The sequence below is a fragment of the Pseudomonas sp. zfem001 genome, assembly GCF_032621725.1.
Classification (GTDB): domain Bacteria; phylum Pseudomonadota; class Gammaproteobacteria; order Pseudomonadales; family Pseudomonadaceae; genus Aquipseudomonas; species Aquipseudomonas sediminis.
Window position 1 is genome coordinate 1,085,445 of the sequence record NZ_JAVYJI010000001.1, and the last position, 17,225, is coordinate 1,102,669.

6 protein-coding genes and 2 pseudogenes are annotated in these 17,225 nt (G+C 64.6%); 6 read left to right on the top strand and 2 right to left on the bottom strand.

All coding sequences use genetic code 11. The features are described from left to right. Positions 1 to 34: 34 nt before the first annotated feature. Complete coding sequence (locus RTH74_RS05200) at positions 35 to 3,328, bottom strand: transglutaminase family protein (RefSeq protein ID WP_316913971.1); 3,294 nt, start codon at positions 3,326 to 3,328, stop codon at positions 35 to 37. Between the two features lie 222 nt (positions 3,329 to 3,550). On the opposite strand from RTH74_RS05200, the gene RTH74_RS05205 reads away from it, so the two are divergent. The 6 genes and pseudogenes from RTH74_RS05205 (at position 3,551) to RTH74_RS05225 (ending at position 16,114) form a co-directional block, all read left to right on the top strand. Next, positions 3,551 to 4,333 (top strand): efflux RND transporter periplasmic adaptor subunit, encoded by a 783-nt coding sequence (locus tag RTH74_RS05205; RefSeq protein WP_099522690.1) that lies wholly within the window; start codon positions 3,551 to 3,553, stop codon positions 4,331 to 4,333. Then, complete coding sequence (locus tag RTH74_RS05210; RefSeq protein WP_316913972.1) at positions 4,330 to 5,649, top strand: HlyD family efflux transporter periplasmic adaptor subunit; 1,320 nt, start codon at positions 4,330 to 4,332, stop codon at positions 5,647 to 5,649. Before RTH74_RS05205 ends, RTH74_RS05210 begins: the two co-directional genes overlap by 4 nt. After that, positions 5,649 to 7,742 carry a biotin/lipoyl-binding protein gene (locus RTH74_RS05215; RefSeq protein WP_316913973.1) on the top strand — a complete coding sequence of 698 codons (2,094 nt, stop codon included), beginning with the start codon at positions 5,649 to 5,651 and terminating at the stop codon, positions 7,740 to 7,742. The genes RTH74_RS05210 and RTH74_RS05215 overlap by 1 nt, the downstream gene beginning before the upstream one ends. 231 nt (positions 7,743 to 7,973) lie before the next feature. After that, a pseudogene (locus tag RTH74_RS24135) lies at positions 7,974 to 8,549 on the top strand (DUF4347 domain-containing protein); the annotation flags it as partial. 570 nt (positions 8,550 to 9,119) lie between these two features. Then, positions 9,120 to 13,371: pseudogene (locus RTH74_RS24140) on the top strand (beta strand repeat-containing protein); the annotation flags it as partial. Between the two features lie 1,258 nt (positions 13,372 to 14,629). Further along, complete coding sequence (locus tag RTH74_RS05225) at positions 14,630 to 16,114, top strand: TolC family protein (RefSeq protein ID WP_316913975.1); 1,485 nt, start codon at positions 14,630 to 14,632, stop codon at positions 16,112 to 16,114. A gap of 4 nt (positions 16,115 to 16,118) precedes the next feature. On the opposite strand, the gene RTH74_RS05230 is transcribed toward RTH74_RS05225, so the two are convergent. Then, positions 16,119 to 17,225 (bottom strand): SO2930 family diheme c-type cytochrome, encoded by a 1,107-nt coding sequence (locus RTH74_RS05230; RefSeq protein WP_316913976.1) that lies wholly within the window; start codon positions 17,223 to 17,225, stop codon positions 16,119 to 16,121.

The following is a 17,225-nucleotide window of genomic DNA, read 5'->3' on the forward strand; positions in this document are numbered from 1 at the left end:
CGCTAAAGCGCCTCCCACACATTGCTGGATTGCGTCAGACGCGACGCAGATCCAGGGTCATCGGCAGTTCATTATTATCTATCGGCTGCGTGACTGGGCGCTTGCCTGGGCTGTGGCCCAGGCGGAAGAAGCGCGCCAGACGCCGGCTTTCCGCCTCGTAAGCGTTGACCGGCAGGCTGTCGTAGTTACGACCGCCCGGATGCGCGACATGGTACTGGCAACCACCCAGCGAACGCTGCATCCAGGTGTCGATCAGGTCGAACACCAGCGGCGCGTGCACACCGATGGTCGGTTGCAGGCAACTGGCCGGCTGCCAGGCACGGAAACGCACGCCGCCGACGAACTCGCCGACCTTGCCGGTCGGCCGCAGCGGCACCGGCACGCCGTTGCAGGTCAACACATAGCGATCCGGGGCCATGCCGTTCACCTTCACCTGTAGCCGCTCCAGGGACGAGTCGACGTAGCGTACGGTGCCACCGACCGCCCCCTCCTCACCCAGTACATGCCAGGGCTCCAGTGCCTGGCGCACTTCCAGGTCGATACCCTTGACCATGAAGTCGCCGGCCTTGGGAAAGCGGAACTCCAAATGCGGGGCGAACCATTCGCTGCGTAGGCGATAGCCAAAGGCACCCAGCTCCTGCAGCACATCGGCGAAGTCCTGCTCGATGAAATGCGGTAGCAGGTAACGGTCGTGCAACTCGGTGCCCCAACGCACCAGCTTCGCCGGCCGATAGGGCTCCTGCCAGAAGCGCGCGATCAGCGCACGCAGCAGCAGTTGCTGAGCCAGGCTCATCTGCGCATGCGGCGGCATCTCGAAGGCGCGCAGTTCGAGCAGGCCCAGGCGGCCAGTGGCCGAGTCCGGCGAGTACAACTTGTCGATGCAGAACTCGGCGCGGTGAGTGTTGCCGGTGACGTCCACCAGCAGGTTGCGCAACAGCCGATCGACCAGCCACGGCGGGCAGTCGCGCCCCGGTTCGGGCATCTGCGCGAAGGCAATCTCCAGCTCGTACAGCGCATCGTTGCGCGCCTCATCGACACGTGGCGCCTGTGACGTCGGGCCGATGAACAACCCGCTGAACAGATAGGACAGCGACGGGTGGTTGTGCCAATAGCTGATCAGGCTACGCAGCAGATCGGGACGGCGCAGGAAGGGCGAATCCCCCGGCGTCGCCCCGCCGAGGACGAAGTGGTTGCCGCCGCCGGTGCCGGTGTGGCGTCCGTCGATCATGAATTTCTCGCTGGACAGACGCGACTGCCGCGCGGCCTCGTAAAGAAATTCGCAGCGCTCGACCAGCTCATCCCAACTGGCAGCCGGGTGGATGTTGACCTCGATCACGCCCGGGTCGGGGGTGACGCGGAAATACTGCAGGCGTGGGTCCAGCGGCGGCTCGTAGCCCTCCAGCAGCACAGGGCATTTGAGCTCGGCAGCCACGGCCTCGATGGCCGCGACCAACTCCAGATAGTCCTCGAGATGGCTCAGCGGCGGCATGAACAGATACAGGCGGCCATCGCGGGGCTCGGCGCACAGCGCGGTACGGACGATGCCGGCAGCTGATTGCCCGTTGGCTGGGCGCGCGCTCTGCGGGCCGGCACTGGCGCCGCGCCAGACACCGCGCAGTTGACGCTGGATCTGCGCCGGACTGGGCAACGGCGGCAACGCCTGGCTAGGGTCGACCGGATTGACGTAGGGGTAGTCGGCCTGACTGACCCAGGGCATGGAATCCAACGGCAGGCGATAGCCCAGCGCCGAGTCGCCCGGCAACAGACGGCAATGCTCGTCACGCAGGAACCAGCGCCCACTCTGCCAGCCCTCACCAACCACTTGGCGCGCCAACGGCAATACGTGGCCAACCACAGAATCGAGCCCCTGATCGAACACCTTGCGCAGGCGCTCACGCTCCAGCGGATCACTCAAGCGCGGGTCATCAGGAGTGACGTTGTCCGGCAGCTTGCGCTCGCGCCACAGGTAATAGAACCAATCCTCATAGGCTGGGAAAACGTTGCCAGCATCCACCCCCAGATGCGCCGCCAGCGCCCCCAGGAAACGCTCGGCAGTTTCTGCCGTCGCGCCATAGCCACGCTTCTCGTCAGCCAGCAGCTTGGGGTCGTGCCATAGCGGTTCACCATCGCGCCGCCAGAAGCAGTTCAGCGACCAACGCGGCAACTGCTCGCCGGGGTACCACTTGCCCTGACCGAAATGCACCAATGCCTTGGGCGCATAGTGGTTGCGCAGGCGATAGAACAGGTCGGCCGCCAGGCGGCGCTTGTTCGGCCCGAGCGCGGCGGTGTTCCACTCGTCGTCATCGGGATAATCGAGAGCGACGAAGGTTGGCTCGCCGCCCATGGTCAGGCGCACGTCGTGCTTGTGCAGGTCATCGTCGATCTGCTGGCCCAGCGCCTGGATCGCCTGCCATTGCGCCTCGCTGTAGGGTTTGGTGACGCGCGGTGCTTCCCACACGCGTTCGACGCTCATCAGGTGCTCGAACTCCACCTCGCACTCGTCCAGACCGCCAGTGATCGGCGCCGCCGAGGATGGCTCCGGGCTGCAGGCCAGCGGGATGTGGCCTTCGCCGGCGAACAGGCCTGAAGTGGGATCGAGGCCGACCCAGCCGGCACCGGGCAAATACACCTCGCACCAGGCGTGCAGATCGGTGAAGTCCTTGTCGGTGCCGGAGGGGCCGTCGAGGGCTTTGACGTCGGCCGTGAGCTGGATCAAGTAGCCGGAAACAAAGCGCGCCGCCAGCCCCAGGTGACGCAGCAGTTGTACCAGCAGCCAGGCCGAATCACGGCACGAACCGGCAGCCAGCTCGAGCGACTGCTCCGGCGTCTGCACGCCCGGCTCCATGCGAATCAGGTAGCGAATGTCGGCCGACAGACGTTGGTTCAGCTCCACCAGAAAATCGATGCTGGGACGCGGCTTGCGAGAAATACCGGCCAGGTACTCGGTGAACAGCGGCGTGGCCGGCAGCTTGACCAGATAAGGCGCCAGCTCGCGCTGCTCGCCCTCGGTGTAGGCGAAAGGAATGCGCTCGGCGTAGGGCTCAAGGAAGAAGTCGAACGGGTTGAACACCGCCATCTCGGCGACCAGGTCCACCTCGACCTTGAACTCGCGAGTCTTCTCCGGGAACACCAGACGCGCCAGGTAATTACCCTGCGGGTCTTGCTGCCAGTTGATGAAGTATTCGGCCGGCTCGACTTTCAATGCGTAGGAGAGAATGCGCGTGCGGCTGTGCGGTGCCGGGCGCAGGCGCACGACCTGTGGCCCGAGATTGACCGCGCGGTCGTAACGGTAGTGGGTGACATGATGCAGCGCGACATGAATCGACACGGCGGCCTCCTGCTAGCCTGGACGATACTCAGTGCAGCGCAAGACTTATGCCAGGGGCAAAACCACGCACCGCATAGGCGGGCGTGAACCCTCACGCACCAGAAGCAGGCCTCGCGCGCACCAGAGTCGACATCATGCACCATAGCAATGCATCGTTACGGCCAATTTGCCATGATCGACTTCTACCGTAGACTGCGCTGACTCCATGCAAGGACGTATGCCATGCCGCGCCACAGCCCTCTCCCCTCCCTCTTTGGCCTGCTGATCTTTGCACTCAGCTCACTCGTACGGGCCGACGACCCGTTACTCGAGTCACTGGCGCCAGTCGCCACGCAAACCGGCGAGCGCCAGGTACGCGGCGTACTGCGGGCCCGCAATCAGGCCGTACTGTCCAGTGAACTGCCTGGCCGCATCATCGAAATGCCCTTCAGCGACGGCCAGGACTTCAACAAAGGCGACGTTCTGGTACGTTTCGACTGCAGCGCCTATCAAGCGCAACTCAATGCAGCGCAAGCAGCTACCCGCGCCACCCGCGAAGAACTGAACCACAAGAAACAGCTGGCTGCTCTCAACTCGGTTGGCCGCTTCGAAGTAGCTTTGGCCGAGGCCCGGCAGGCCCAAGCCCAGGCGGAAACCCAGGTATACCAGGTGCAGGTGAAACGCTGCAGCGTCACCGCACCCTTCAATGGCCGTGTGGTTTTGCGCCGCGCCCAACCGCACGAAAGCGTGGCCAGCGGCACTCCACTGCTGGATGTCGTGGATAACGGCACACTGGAGATCTACCTGCTGGTGCCATCCAACTGGCTTAGCCGCCTGCAGGCGGGCCAGACCTTCGATTTCACTCCCGATGAAACCGGCAAACCGCTCAAGGCCACGGTTAAACGCCTGGGTGCGCGTATCGACGAGGGCAGCCAGACCCTGCTGCTGATCGGCAGCCTGCCGGACGATACCAAGGGGCTGCTCGCCGGCATGAGCGGTACTGCGCAACTCCAGGTGACTGAATGAACGCACCACTGCCCGGAACAGCCGAGCGAGTCTTCGCCCTTTTTCTCGGGCTTGAGCAGCAGGCCCGCAAGGCTGGCAATACCGAGCAATTGGCCTTCGCCATGGTCAATGGTGGCCAGGCACTGTTCGGCTTTCGCCACGCCGCCCTATTGATCGCCGGCAAGGTGCAGGCGCTGACCGGTATCAGCGTGGTGGAAGCGCATGCGCCATTCGTCGCCTTCGTCGAGCGCGCTACCGCGACCTTGCTCAAGCAAGAACGTCTGGACGAGGGTCATAACGTCGACCCCACGCATCTGGACGAACAGGCTCGCGCCGATATGAACGACCTGTCCGCGGCACATGCCTACTGGCTTCCCCTGAAGAATCGCAGCGGCGAAACCTTCGGCGGTCTATGGCTGGCCCGCGACCTGCCCTTCAACGAGGCCGAGCAATCGCTGCTCAGGCAACTGGCCGACACCTATGCTCACGCCTGGCTGGCGCTGCAACCGAACAAGCCCTGGCGTATGCGCTGGCCGCGCAAGAAGCTGCTGGCCGTCGCGGCGGCGCTCTCGCTCCTGCTGCTGATCCCGGTACGCCAGTCGGTACTGGCACCTGCCGAAGTCGTCCCGCTGGGCGGCCGGGTGGTCGCCGCGCCACTGGATGGCGTGATCGCCGAATTTCTGGTCAAGCCCAATCAAAGCGTCGCCGCCGGTGACCTGCTGGTGCGCTTCGAGGCCACCAGCCTCAAGGCTCAGGCCGATGTGGCCGAACGCGCCCTGGGCGTGGCCGAGGCCGAACTCAAGGCCAACAGCCAGCGCGCCTTCGCCGATGCAGAATCCAGCGCACGTCTCGACCTGCTGGCCGCACGCGTCGAACAGAAGCGCGCCGAACGCGACTATGCCAGGCAACTGCTGGCGCGCAGCGAGGTACGCGCCGAACGTGCGGGCATCGCCGTTTTCGCCGACGCCGAGCGCCTGACCGGCAAGCCGGTGCAAACCGGTGAGCGGCTGATGCAGATCGCCGACCCGAGCCAGGCCGAATTGCGCATCGAGCTGCCAGTGGGTGACGCCATCACACTGCAGCCGGGCGCCGAAGTCGCGCTGTTTCTCGACAGCGACCCGCTCAATCGTCATGAAGCCCAGTTGGAGCGCTCCGCCTACGAAGCACAGACCACCGCCGCCGGACAATTGGCCTACCGCCTGGATGCGCGCTTCGTCGAGGCGCCGCCACGCGTGGGCCTACGTGGTACCGCCAAGCTGTTCGGCGACCGAGCGCCGCTGGCCTATTACCTACTGCGCCGGCCCCTGGCGGCGGCACGTCAGAGCCTGGGCTTCTGATGCTGCCCGCCCTGCGCCCCGATCTGCAGCTATCGCCAGCAGCGCCTGGCCTCGACGGCGCCCCGCAATGGACGCTGGCCGACCCACTACGCGGTCGCTACTTCAAACTCGGCGCCGCCGCCGTGCGCCTGCTACGCCACTGGACACTGGGTGAGCCGCAACAGGTGCTGGCAGCGGCCAACGCCGAGCCCGGCGTACCCTTGAGCCCGGCCGAACTCGAGGACATGCTGCGCTTTCTCAGCAGCCATGACCTGATCGCCGCCCTAGACGACAAGCAGCGTGCCAGCTACGCGATGAAAGCCGCCGCACAGCGCCAAAGCCCGTGGAAGCGGGTACTGCATCAATACCTGTTCTTTCGCATTCCGCTGTGGCGGCCCGACCCTTTCCTCAATCGCGCCTGGCCTGTGCTTGAACGCCATGGCTCCTGGCTGCTGCGCTGGGGCCTGCCACTGGTCCTCGCGCTGGGTTTGTTCCTGGTGATACGCGACTGGCAGCGCTTTCTCTCGACGTTTCCTCATCTGTTCAGCCTCGGCGGCGCCCTGGCGTTCGGTATTGCGCTGACCTTCGCCAAGCTCTGTCACGAGTTCGGCCATGCCTTCATGGCCAAGCGCGCCGGCTGCCGGGTACAGAGCATGGGATTGGCCTTCATGGTGCTGCTGCCGATGTTCTACACCGATGTCAGCGATGCCTGGCGCGTGCGCGACCGGCGCTCGCGACTGCTGATCGGTGCAGGCGGCGTGTTCGCTGAACTGCTGCTGGCGGTGCTGGCATTGCTGGCCTGGTCATTGCTGCCGGACGGCCCCTTGCTGACCTCGGCCTTCATGCTGGCCAGCGCGACCTGGATCACCACGTTGGTGATCAACCTCAATCCCTTCATGCGCTTCGATGGTTATTTTCTGATCAGCGACCTGTGGGGCGTGGACAACCTGCAACACCGCGCCTTCGCCCTGTGCCGCTGGCGCCTGCGCGAAGCCCTGTTCGGCTATGGCGAACAGGCACCGGAACCCTGGTCACCCAGCATGACCCGGCGTCTGCTGATCTGGGGCTACGGCTCCTGGATATGGCGCGCAATCCTGTTCCTCGGCATCGCCCTGGCGGTCTATCACCTGTTCTTCAAAGTACTCGGCATCTTCCTGATGGTGGTTGAGCTGCTCTGGTTCATTGGCCTACCCATCTGGCGCGAGCTGGGCGAATGGTGGCAACGCCGTGAACAGGCCGACTCACGCAAGGTGCTGATCACCGGCCTGAGCCTTGGCGCGGTAATGCTGGTGCTGATCGTGCCCTGGCGCAGCTCGGTGGAAGTACCTGCAGTGCTCGAAGCCTCACGCACCAGCGCCCTGCATGCGCCAGTGGCTGCGCGCTTGAAAGCCGTGCATGTGCAGGACGGGCAGAGCGTGGCAGCCGGCGATCTGCTGCTGGAGCTGGATTCGCCCGACCTGGACTCGCGCCAGGCCATCGTCCGGCGCGAGACCGAAATTCTTCAGCTGCAACTGCGCCGCCAGTCCGCACGCAGCGAAACGGCAGCCGATGCGGGCATCCTCGAACAACGCCTGGCCGAAGCCGTAGCCGAGTACCGTGGCCTGGCTGCCCAGCGTGAGCGCCTGCAACTGCGATCACCGCAGGCCGGTGTGGTACGTGACCTGCAACGCGACCTGAGCGCGAATCGCTGGCTACACCCTGCCGAATCACTTGCACGCATCGTCGAGCCGGGACTACGCCTGCGCGGCTATCTGGCCGAAGAAAATCTCTGGCGGATCGAAACGGGTAGCGAAGGACGCTTCATCACTGACGACCCGGCCCGCCCGGCGGTGAAAGTGCGCCTGGACGAAGTGGATGCTACCGGCGTCGCTTATCTGGAACTGGAAGCGCTCAGCTCGGATCACGGCGGTCCCATCGCCGTACGCCGGGACGCACAGCGCCGCGCGGAACCTGTGCAAGCACAGTACGGCGTACGTCTGACGCTATTGGATAACGACATCCATCCCGATCACCCCCTGCGCGGCGTGGTGATACTGGACGGAGAACGGCAGTCGCTACTCGGCGCTGCCTGGCGGCGGATCGCGGCGCTCGGCGTGCGCGAAAGTGGTTTTTAGTTACTGGCCTGCGCGCACCGTCAGACGCTGGTCCGGCGGCCATTGACATCTAGACTCATCGCGATCCTAATCCGTTTACCCGCCTAATGGCACGATGCGATCAAAGGGAGCTACGTCATGTTCTGGAATGATAAGAAGTCATCGCCTCGTTCCCCAGTCGCCACGCCCAAAACACCGCTGGCGATTTCACTTGAACAACGCATGATGTTCGACGGCGCGGTGGCCGCAACCATGGCAGATACCGCCACGACTACAGCCGATGCCAGCCAAACGCAAAGCGCCGACGACAGCTCGCAACATGCCACTGACGCTGTAACGCCGCCAGCCGCCAGCAGCGACCAGCGCCAGGAAATAGTCTTTGTCGATGGCAAGCTGCAGGACGCTCAGCAGTTGATCGCCGGGCTGCCAAGCGGCACAGAGGTTGTGGTGCTCGACAGCAGCAAGGACGGCCTGCAACAGATCGCCGACTACCTGAAAGATCGTTCTGACGTCGATGCCATCCACCTGCTGAGCCACGGCTCCGAAGGCACAGTCGAACTCGGCAACACCTGGCTGAACGCACAGAATATTGGCCAGCACAGCCAAACACTGAATGCCATTGGCGCGGCACTGGCGGCCGATGGCGACATTCTTATTTATGGTTGCAATACCGGCGAAGGCACGCAAGGCGCGACGCTGCTTAATGAGCTGGCCCGCTTGACCCAAGCGGACGTGGCCGCCTCCGACGACGCAACCGGAGCGGCCAGCAAGGGCGGCGACTGGCTGTTGGAACGCCAGGTGGGGGAAGTTGCTACAACATCCCTAAGCCTGGGCAGTTATCAGAGCCTACTGGCAGCACCTGCCGATCAAAACTTCAACGGCGAGTCACCGAATTACCTGAACAATGCTGGCGCGACTATCGCTGGGGTGACCTACTCGCTGGTCGCACCAACGGCGGTGAATGGCGCGGTGATGTCCATCACGGAGGTTCCCAGCAACGTCAGCATTACCCCCGGGGGCGGCGATCTGGCAGTTATGTTCAACTTTGACGGTGTCGTAGTGGTTCCCGGCCCCGTCGATGCACGCATAGCCTCTGCGGACGGTGCAGAGTTCCGGCTCGTATCGATGGAAATCGATACAGGTACTGACCTTGGCACAAGCCCTAACCTGACCATAAAGGGCTACCTCAATGGCGTTGAGGTAGCGTCCGACACAATAAATACAGGGGTATCGGACTCAACAGGCTCGGTGACCTACACAAAGAATGGCATCACTGGTGGTTTCGGCGGTACGCTGACCTTCTCCAGTGCCTGGCAGTACATCGATGAAATCAGAATTACCGGTAATGACACCATTGTTGTTGTCGATGACTTGAATTTCGAGGCGGCTGTACTGCCCAATGCCGCACCAGTTATCAATAACCTCAATGGCGATAGCGTCGCCTGGAGCGGCGCAGGCAATACCGTTCACCTCGATCTCGGCAGCAACGCCAGCCTGACCGACAGCGAGCTGGGCGCATTGAATGGCGGCAACGGCAACTGGTCCGGGGCCAGCCTGGTGATCCAGCGCGACGGCACGGCAGTGAGCAGCGATGTGCTGGGCTTCGATACCTCCGGTGCGCTGTTCACCGTCAGCGGCAGCAACCTGCAGTCGGGCGGGCTGACCTTCGCCACCTTCACCAACACTGGCGGCGTGCTGACCATCACCTTCACCAGCAGCGCTACCACCGCCACCACGGCGCTGGTTAACGACGTGGCGCAGCGCATCACCTACCGCAGCGACACGCCGGCCGGCGATGCCAACGTCAAGGTCACCCTCAATGACGGTGCCGGCGGCAGTGCCACCGCAAACATCACGGTGGCCAGCGACACCATCTACGTCACCAACGCCATCGACACCGCGACCATCGACCCCAGCAACGGCGTGAGCTTCAGCGAGGCCGTGGCCATCGCCGCGGCCGACAGCACCGGCAGCCAGACCATCGTCTTCGCCAGCAACCTGGCCGGCCAGACGCTGAACCTCAACACCGTGTCGATCAACGAAAGCCTGACCTTCGACATGGACCAGGCTAGCGGCCTGGTGCTCACCGGCGGCACCATTACCCTGGGCGGTGGCACCACCCAGACCTTCACCCATGGCGCTGGCGACACGGCGGCCATCAACAGCATCGTTGCCGGCAGCGGCGCGCTAACCAAGACCGGGGCCGGCAACCTGACCCTCGCCGGCGCCGGCAACACCTTCTCCGGGGCCACCACCATCAGTGCGGGCACCCTGACGGTCAGCGGCGGGGATGCGCTCGCCACCGCGACCAACGTATCCGTCGCCGCAGGCGCCACCCTGGCCCTGGCGGGCAACGAAGCCTTCGGCAACCTCTCCGGCGCCGGCTCGGTGACCCTGGGCAGCTTCAACCTGACCAGCACCCAGACGGCGGACACCACCTTCTCCGGCTCCATCAGCGGTACCGGCGGAGTGACGTTCAGTCAGAGCGGTTCCGCCACCTACTCGACCACGTTTTCCGGCACCAACACCTACACCGGCGCCACCCTGCTGGCCAACTACGCCTGGCTGAAGCTCAATGGCGACGCCGCCATGGCCGACAGCAGCACCGTGCGGGTCAACGGCAACAGCGTCCTGACGCTGCTGTCGAACCAGACCATCGGCAGCCTGGCGAGCAACAACGCCAATGCCAGCATTCAGTTGGGCAGCTACACCCTGACCGCTTGGGGCAACAACGTGAGTGCCACCGTCGCCGGGGTCATCTCCGGCACCGGCTCGCTGGTCAAGCAGGGCAGCGGCATCCTGAACCTGTCCGGCAGCAACACCTATGGCGGCACCACCACCATCTCTGCCGGCGCCCTGTCGATTGCCAGTGACAGCAACCTGGGCAGCGGGGCGGTCAACCTGGCGGATGGCACCGTGTTCAATGTTTCGGGCACCAGCACCATCGACAATGCCATCACCCTCACCGGCAACAGCACCCTCGACAATGGCAACGCCGTCACCTTCAGCGGTGCCATCAGCGGTGCCTACGACCTGACGAAAACCGGCAGCGGCACCCTGAGCCTGTCCGGCAGCAACAGCTACGGCGCCACTTACGTGAATGCCGGCACCCTGAGCGTGAGCAGCGACGGTAACCTGGGCTCGGGTGCCGTCAACCTGGCGGCCGGCACAACCCTGGCGGTAACTAGCGCCACCACCATCGACAACGCCATTGCCCTAGCGGGCGATGCCACGGTCAGCACGACGGCCAACACCACCCTGTCCGGGGTAATCAGCGGTGCATTCACACTGACCAAGGCCGGGGCTTCGACCCTGACCCTCTCCGGCACCAACACCTACGGCGCCACCACGGTCAGTGCCGGCACCCTCAGCGTCGCCAGCGACAGCAACCTGGGCGGCGGCACCGTTACCCTGACCGGTGGCTCGACCCTGGCGGTGACCGGCGCCACCACCATCGACAACGCCATTACCCTCAGCGGCAACGCCACGGTCAACACCGGTGCCGACACCACGCTCTCCGGCGTCATCAGTGGCAGCAACAACCTGACCAAATCCGGCGCCAGCACTCTGACCCTGACCGGCAGCAACACCTTCACCGGCAGCACCAGCGTCAACGCCGGCACCCTGAGCGTCGCCAGCGACGCCAACCTGGGCGCCGGTGCGCTCAACCTGGCCAACGGCACCACGCTGCAGATCACCGGCACCACCACCATCGACAACGCCCTGGCGCTGACCGGCCTGGTCACCGTCAATGCCGGCGCCGCCGCTACCCTGTCCAGCACCATCAGTGGCACCGGCAGCCTGACCAAGACCGGCGCCAGCAACCTGACCCTATCCGGCAGCAACACCCAGTTCGGCACCACCACCGTTTCCGCCGGCACCCTGGTGGTCGACGGCAGCACCAACAGCGCCACCACCGTGGCCAGCGGCGCGACGCTGGCCGGCAGCGGCACCCTGGGTTCAGACGTCACTGTACAGAGCGGCGGCACCCTCTCCCCAGGCAACGGTGGCGCCGGCACGCTGACCATTAACGGCAACTTGACCCTGGACTTCGGCAGCACCCTGGCGCTGGACATCAACGGTGCTACCGCGGGCACTGGCTACGACCGGGTGGTGGTCAACGGCACCGTCGACGTCTCCGGCGCCGCCCTGGCGGTCACCCACGGCTATGCGGCCGGCAGCGGCGACAGCTACACGGTGATCGTCAACGACGCCGCCGATGCCGTGACCGGCACCTTCAGCGGCGTCAGCGAGGGGGGCAAGTTCAACGCCGCCGGCAACGGCACCGAGCTGACCACCAGCTACATCGGCGGCAGCGGCAACGACCTGTCCCTGACCGCGCCCATCGCCCCGACCATCACCAACGTGTCATCCAGCACCGCCAACGGCACCTACAAGATCGGCGACGTCATCACCGTCACCGTGCGCTTCGACAGCGCGGTGAACGTGACCGGCACCCCGACCCTGACCCTGGAGACCGGCGCCACCGACCGGGTGCTCAACTACGTGTCCGGCTCGGGCACCGACACCCTGAGCTTCAGCTACACCGTGCAGGCCGGCGACAGCTCCGCCGACCTCGACTACACCTCCACCTCGGCCCTAAGCCTGAATGGCGGCACCATCAAGGACGGCGCCAACCAGAACGCCATCCTCACCCTGGCAGCCCCTGGCGCCGCCGGCTCCCTGGGCGCCAACAAGGCCCTGGTGGTGGACGGCGTGCGCCCGGCGGCCACCAGCATCACCCTCAGCGACACGGCCCTGCGCATCGGCGAGACCGCCACCGTCACCATCACCTTCGCAGAGCGGGTGGTCGGGCTGGACACGGCGGACTTCACGGTGTCCGGCGGCTCGCTCTCGGGCCTGAGCAGCAGCGATGGCGGCCTGACCTGGACCGCCACCTTCACCCCGAGCGCCAACGTCAGCGACGCCACCAACATCATCACCCTGAATAACGCCGGAGTGATGGACCTGGCGGGCAACGTCGGCAGCGGCACCACCGACTCGGGTAACTACGCCATCGACACCCAGCGCCCGACGGCCACCGTCGTGGTCACCGACACGTTGCTGAAGGCCGGGCAGACCACCACGGTCACCATCACCTTCAACGAGGCGGTGAGCGGGCTGACCACGGCGGACTTCAGCGTGGCCAACGGCACCCTGAGCGGCCTCAGTTCCAACGACGGTGGCGTCACCTGGACCGCGACCCTCACGCCGAGCGCCAGCGTCACCGACCCGACCAACCTGATCACCCTGGACAACACCGGCTACACCGACATTGCCGGCAACGCCGGCACCGGCACCACCGACTCCAACAACTACGCCATCGACAGCCAGCGCCCGACGGCGACCATCGTGGTCACCGACACGGCGCTGAAGGCCGGGCAAGGCACCACCGTCACCATCACCTTCAGCGAGGCGGTGAGCGGGCTGACCACGGCGGACTTCAGCGTGGCCAACGGCAGCCTGAGCGGGCTCAGCTCCGCGGACGGCGGTAGCACCTGGACGGCGACCCTGACACCCAGCGCCGACGTCACCGACCCGACCAACCTGATCACCCTGGACAACACCGGCTTCACCGACGCCGCCGGCAACACCGGCATCGGCACCACCGACTCCAACAACTACGCCATCGACAGCAAGGCCCCGACCGTCACCTCGGTTGGCGTGCCAGCCAACGGCACCTACGTGGCGGGGGACGCTCTCGACTTCACGGTGAACTTCGACGAAGCCGTGACCGTCGACACCACAGGCGGCACCCCACGTCTGGCAATCACTCTGGACACGGGTGGCACCGTCTATGCCAACTACTTGAGCGGCTCGGGTAGCACCGCGCTGGTGTTCCGCCTGAGCGTCGCCAATGGCCAGCAGGACAGCAACGGCATCGCCATCGCTAGCAACCTCCAGACCAACGGCGCGACACTGCGCGATGCCGCCGGTAACGACACAACCACGACCCTCAACAACATCGGTGCCACCAACGCCGTGCTGGTTGATGCCGCCCCACCACAGGTGACAGGCATCGCCCTCGACGGCACGTCGCCCACCACCAGCAGCACTCTCGGCTTCACCGTCACCTTCAGCGAAGACGTCAACGGTGTCGACCTGAGTGACTTCGCCCTGGCCACTACCGGCAGCGCCAGCGGCACCCTGCTCTCGCTGGTACAGGTCGACGCCCGCACCTATCGCATCACCGTCACCGGCGTGACCGGCCAGGGCACACTTGGTCTGTCGCTCATGGCCGCTGGTAGCGGCATCGTAGATGGCGTCGGCAATGCCATGCTGAGCAACTTCTCCAGCGCCAGCTACACACTGGGCGGGCTCAATAATGGTGATCCGGAGTTCCGCGCCAACCCGACGCCCAACGTACCCACCATGCCTAGTGCACCACCTCAACCCAATGTACCCAGCGCGCCACCCTCCAACACCACCTCGCCACTGTTGCCGCCGCCACTGTTCGAGCAGCCGACTCTCGGTAGTGGCGTACCCACAGTGGGCAACATCTTCATCAACAACGGTGCGCTGGCGCCCAGCTACATCGCCCAGGTCTTTGCCAGCAGCGACAGCGGTGCCGGCAATGGCAGCGGCATTGGTTTCCTCGGCTTTGGCGGGGGCGACGGCGGCGTGTTCGGTATCAGCAGTTTCTCCAGCATGTTCAACAAGGACGTACCGCTGGAGTCAGGCGAAATTCAGCTTCGCTGGGGTAATTCCAACGGCATTGGTCTCGGCGGGGGAGAGATTCTCGGAGCACCAACTCTGAGCCAGCAACTCCAGGAAATAGGGGATAGCGAACAACGCCAGGTAAGAGACCTTGCCTGGGCGCTGGGAGAAATTCCGTTGCAGATGCCACAAGCGTAATCGACACAACAGATAAGAATCGAATGAGTGCCGTACTAGGGGGCGGCCCAAGGATGAGCAAAGCAGCGAAATTTTTCAGCATCAGTGTACTGGCGTTAGCCGTTGGTGGTTGCGCGGTGACCAGTCAACCCATCGACCGCAGCGTCAGCGAGCAACGCGCGCAGCAGGATCTGGCGACCATGTTCAAGGATCAGGAACCGCTCAGCGGCCCACTGACCTTGCACGAAGCCATGGCCCGCGCGGTGAAGTACAACCTCGAGGCGCGCCTGAAGGTCATGGAAGAAGCCATGGCCCAGCGTCAGGTCGACCTGGCCACCTTCGACATGCTGCCGCGTATGGCGCTGTCCGCCGGCTATGCCGGGCGCAACAACGTCAGCGCCTCCAGCAGCCAGAGCGTCAACACCGGCACCCAGTCGCTGGAACCGTCCACCTCGCAGGATCGTGACCGCGGCGTGGCCGATCTGACCATGGTGTGGAACGTACTGGACTTCGGTGTCAGCTATGTCAGCGCCAAGCAACAGGGCGACCAGCGGCTGATCGTGCAGGAGCGCCGGCGCAAGGTAGTGCATACCATCATTCAGGATGTGCGCTCCGCCTACTGGCGTGCCGTGGCGGCCGATCGCCTGCTGACTCAGATAGATAGCCTCATGGCACGCGTCGCCCAGGCTCGCGACAACAGCCAGCGCCTGAGCGAACAGCGAATCGGCGATCCGATCCAGGCCCTGAGCTATCAGCGCGCGCTGATCGAGGCTAGCCGTCAGTTGGAAGAACAACGCCGTGCCCTGTCGCTGGCCAAGACCGAACTGGCCACTCTGATCAACCTGCCACTGGGCACTCAGGTCGAACTGGCGCCTGACGCCGGTTATCAGATGCCGGAACTCAAGGTTGAACTGAGCACACTCGAACAGGAAGCACTGGCCAGTCGCCCCGAACTGCGCGAGCAGGACTATCAGGCGCGCATCAGTGCCGCAGAAACACGCAAAGCCATGCTCCGCCTGCTACCAGGCCTGGAGTTTTCCGCCGGTGGCCACTACGACAGCAACTCGTTCCTGGTGAACCAGAGCTGGGCCGACTACGGCGTGAAAGTCACCTGGAACCTGTTCAACGTGCTCTCCGCACCAGCCGCCATCGATGTCGCCAAGGCCGGCCAGGAAGTCGCCGATGCGCGGCGCCAGGCCATGTCGATGGCCATCCTCGCCCAACTGCACGTTGCCAACGCCAACTTCCGCGAGGCTCAGCGCCAGTTCCAGACCAGCCAGCAACTGGCCGGCCTGGACGGGCAGATCGTCGAGCAGTTGCGCAATCGCTACCAGGCCCAGGGCATTGGCGAGCTGGAACTGATCCAGGGCGAGCTGAACACACTACAGGCGGATCTGCGCCGTGACCTGGCCTACGCCGAACTGCGTAACAGCTATGGCCAGCTATTCGCCAGCGTCGGCCTCGACCCGCTGCCGGAGAGCGTCGCCTCCGACAGCGTTGCGGACATCGCCGCAGCTCTCTCCAGTCGCGAAGCGCAGTGGCAGGCAGGTCAGCTCTAGTCTGTCAGCACTCGCCATCGAGACTGGCGATCCAACGGTCGATCACCTCCAGCCCTTCGCGGTGGGAGGTGGAACGACCCAGCTCAGGCATCATGATGCTGGGATCGGTGCTGTGCAGGCGGAAGCTCAGCACCGACTTTTCCGGCGCACCGGGATAAATGTCCACCAGGCGATCACCGGAGCCCTTGCCCGCGGCCACTGGTTGCTTGCACAGACCATAAGCGATACTCAGCGGCGTAGCCGGATCGAGATACAAACCTGAGGTACGCCCCGCCCCTTCAGGGTTATGGCAGTGCGAGCAGTTGGCATCCAGATAACTGCGTGCCTGATGCTCCAGCCCCTCCCCTTCACGCGGTGCGCCCCACAGGGCGTTGCGTGGAACGCTGGTCATGTCAGCCGGAACACCTTGCAGAAAACCGATACCCTGCCAGTGCAGCAACTGGTTGGCCGCGCCATCGGCGTAGACGAAATCCTTGTTCAGATGACGCGCCTTCGGCCCCAGCGGCTGTACGCCCTTGCCCGCCTGCTCCTCGTGACACCCCGCACACTGGTTGGCATCGGGCACCTGATAGTCGACCGCCAGCACCTCGCCAGTTTCATCATGCAGTTGCAGATCGAAACTGGCACCAGCCCAGTCCAGCATGGCCTCGCGTTGCGCCTCGTCCCAGACGTAAGGAAGGGCGACCCAACCCTGCTCCTGGCGCAGCAGAATGCGCGTCTCGATCAGCCGCACCCGCTTCAGTTCCACCGCCTCGGTATCGCGCTGTTCGCTGCGCTGCAACCGACCCTGGGTATCGATCGGGTAGTAGAAGGTTTTGCTCAGCACGGTGCCAACGGGGTAATCGAAACGTGCTTCGCCATAGCGAGCATGGCTCCCTTCGGGCAGCCAGATCGTACGCAGCTTGTGCGCATAGTCGGTGAACAGCGGCGTATTCAGATCATAAGGCTGTACACCTTCGACCGGCTGCAACTGGCCGTCACGCTGTTGCAGCACACCCCAGGCGCTGAGCTTGTGCGGATAGTCTTCACTGCTGGGCAGATACAGGGGCGTACGCGCTTGCTCACAGGCGCCGAGCAGCATAGCGGCAATCAACAGCCAGGCGTGCTTCAT

Bases quoted from the DNA above. Each gene is read 5' to 3' on its own strand.
- RTH74_RS05230 (WP_316913976.1), bottom strand. From the start codon at position 17,225: ATGAAGCACGCCTGGCTGTTGATTGCCGCTATGCTGCTCGGCGCCTGT.
- RTH74_RS05210 (WP_316913972.1), top strand. From the start codon at position 4,330: ATGAACGCACCACTGCCCGGAACAGCCGAGCGAGTCTTCGCCCTTTTT.
- RTH74_RS05215 (WP_316913973.1), top strand. From the start codon at position 5,649: ATGCTGCCCGCCCTGCGCCCCGATCTGCAGCTATCGCCAGCAGCGCCT.
- RTH74_RS05205 (WP_099522690.1), top strand. From the start codon at position 3,551: ATGCCGCGCCACAGCCCTCTCCCCTCCCTCTTTGGCCTGCTGATCTTT.
- RTH74_RS05225 (WP_316913975.1), top strand. From the start codon at position 14,630: ATGAGCAAAGCAGCGAAATTTTTCAGCATCAGTGTACTGGCGTTAGCC.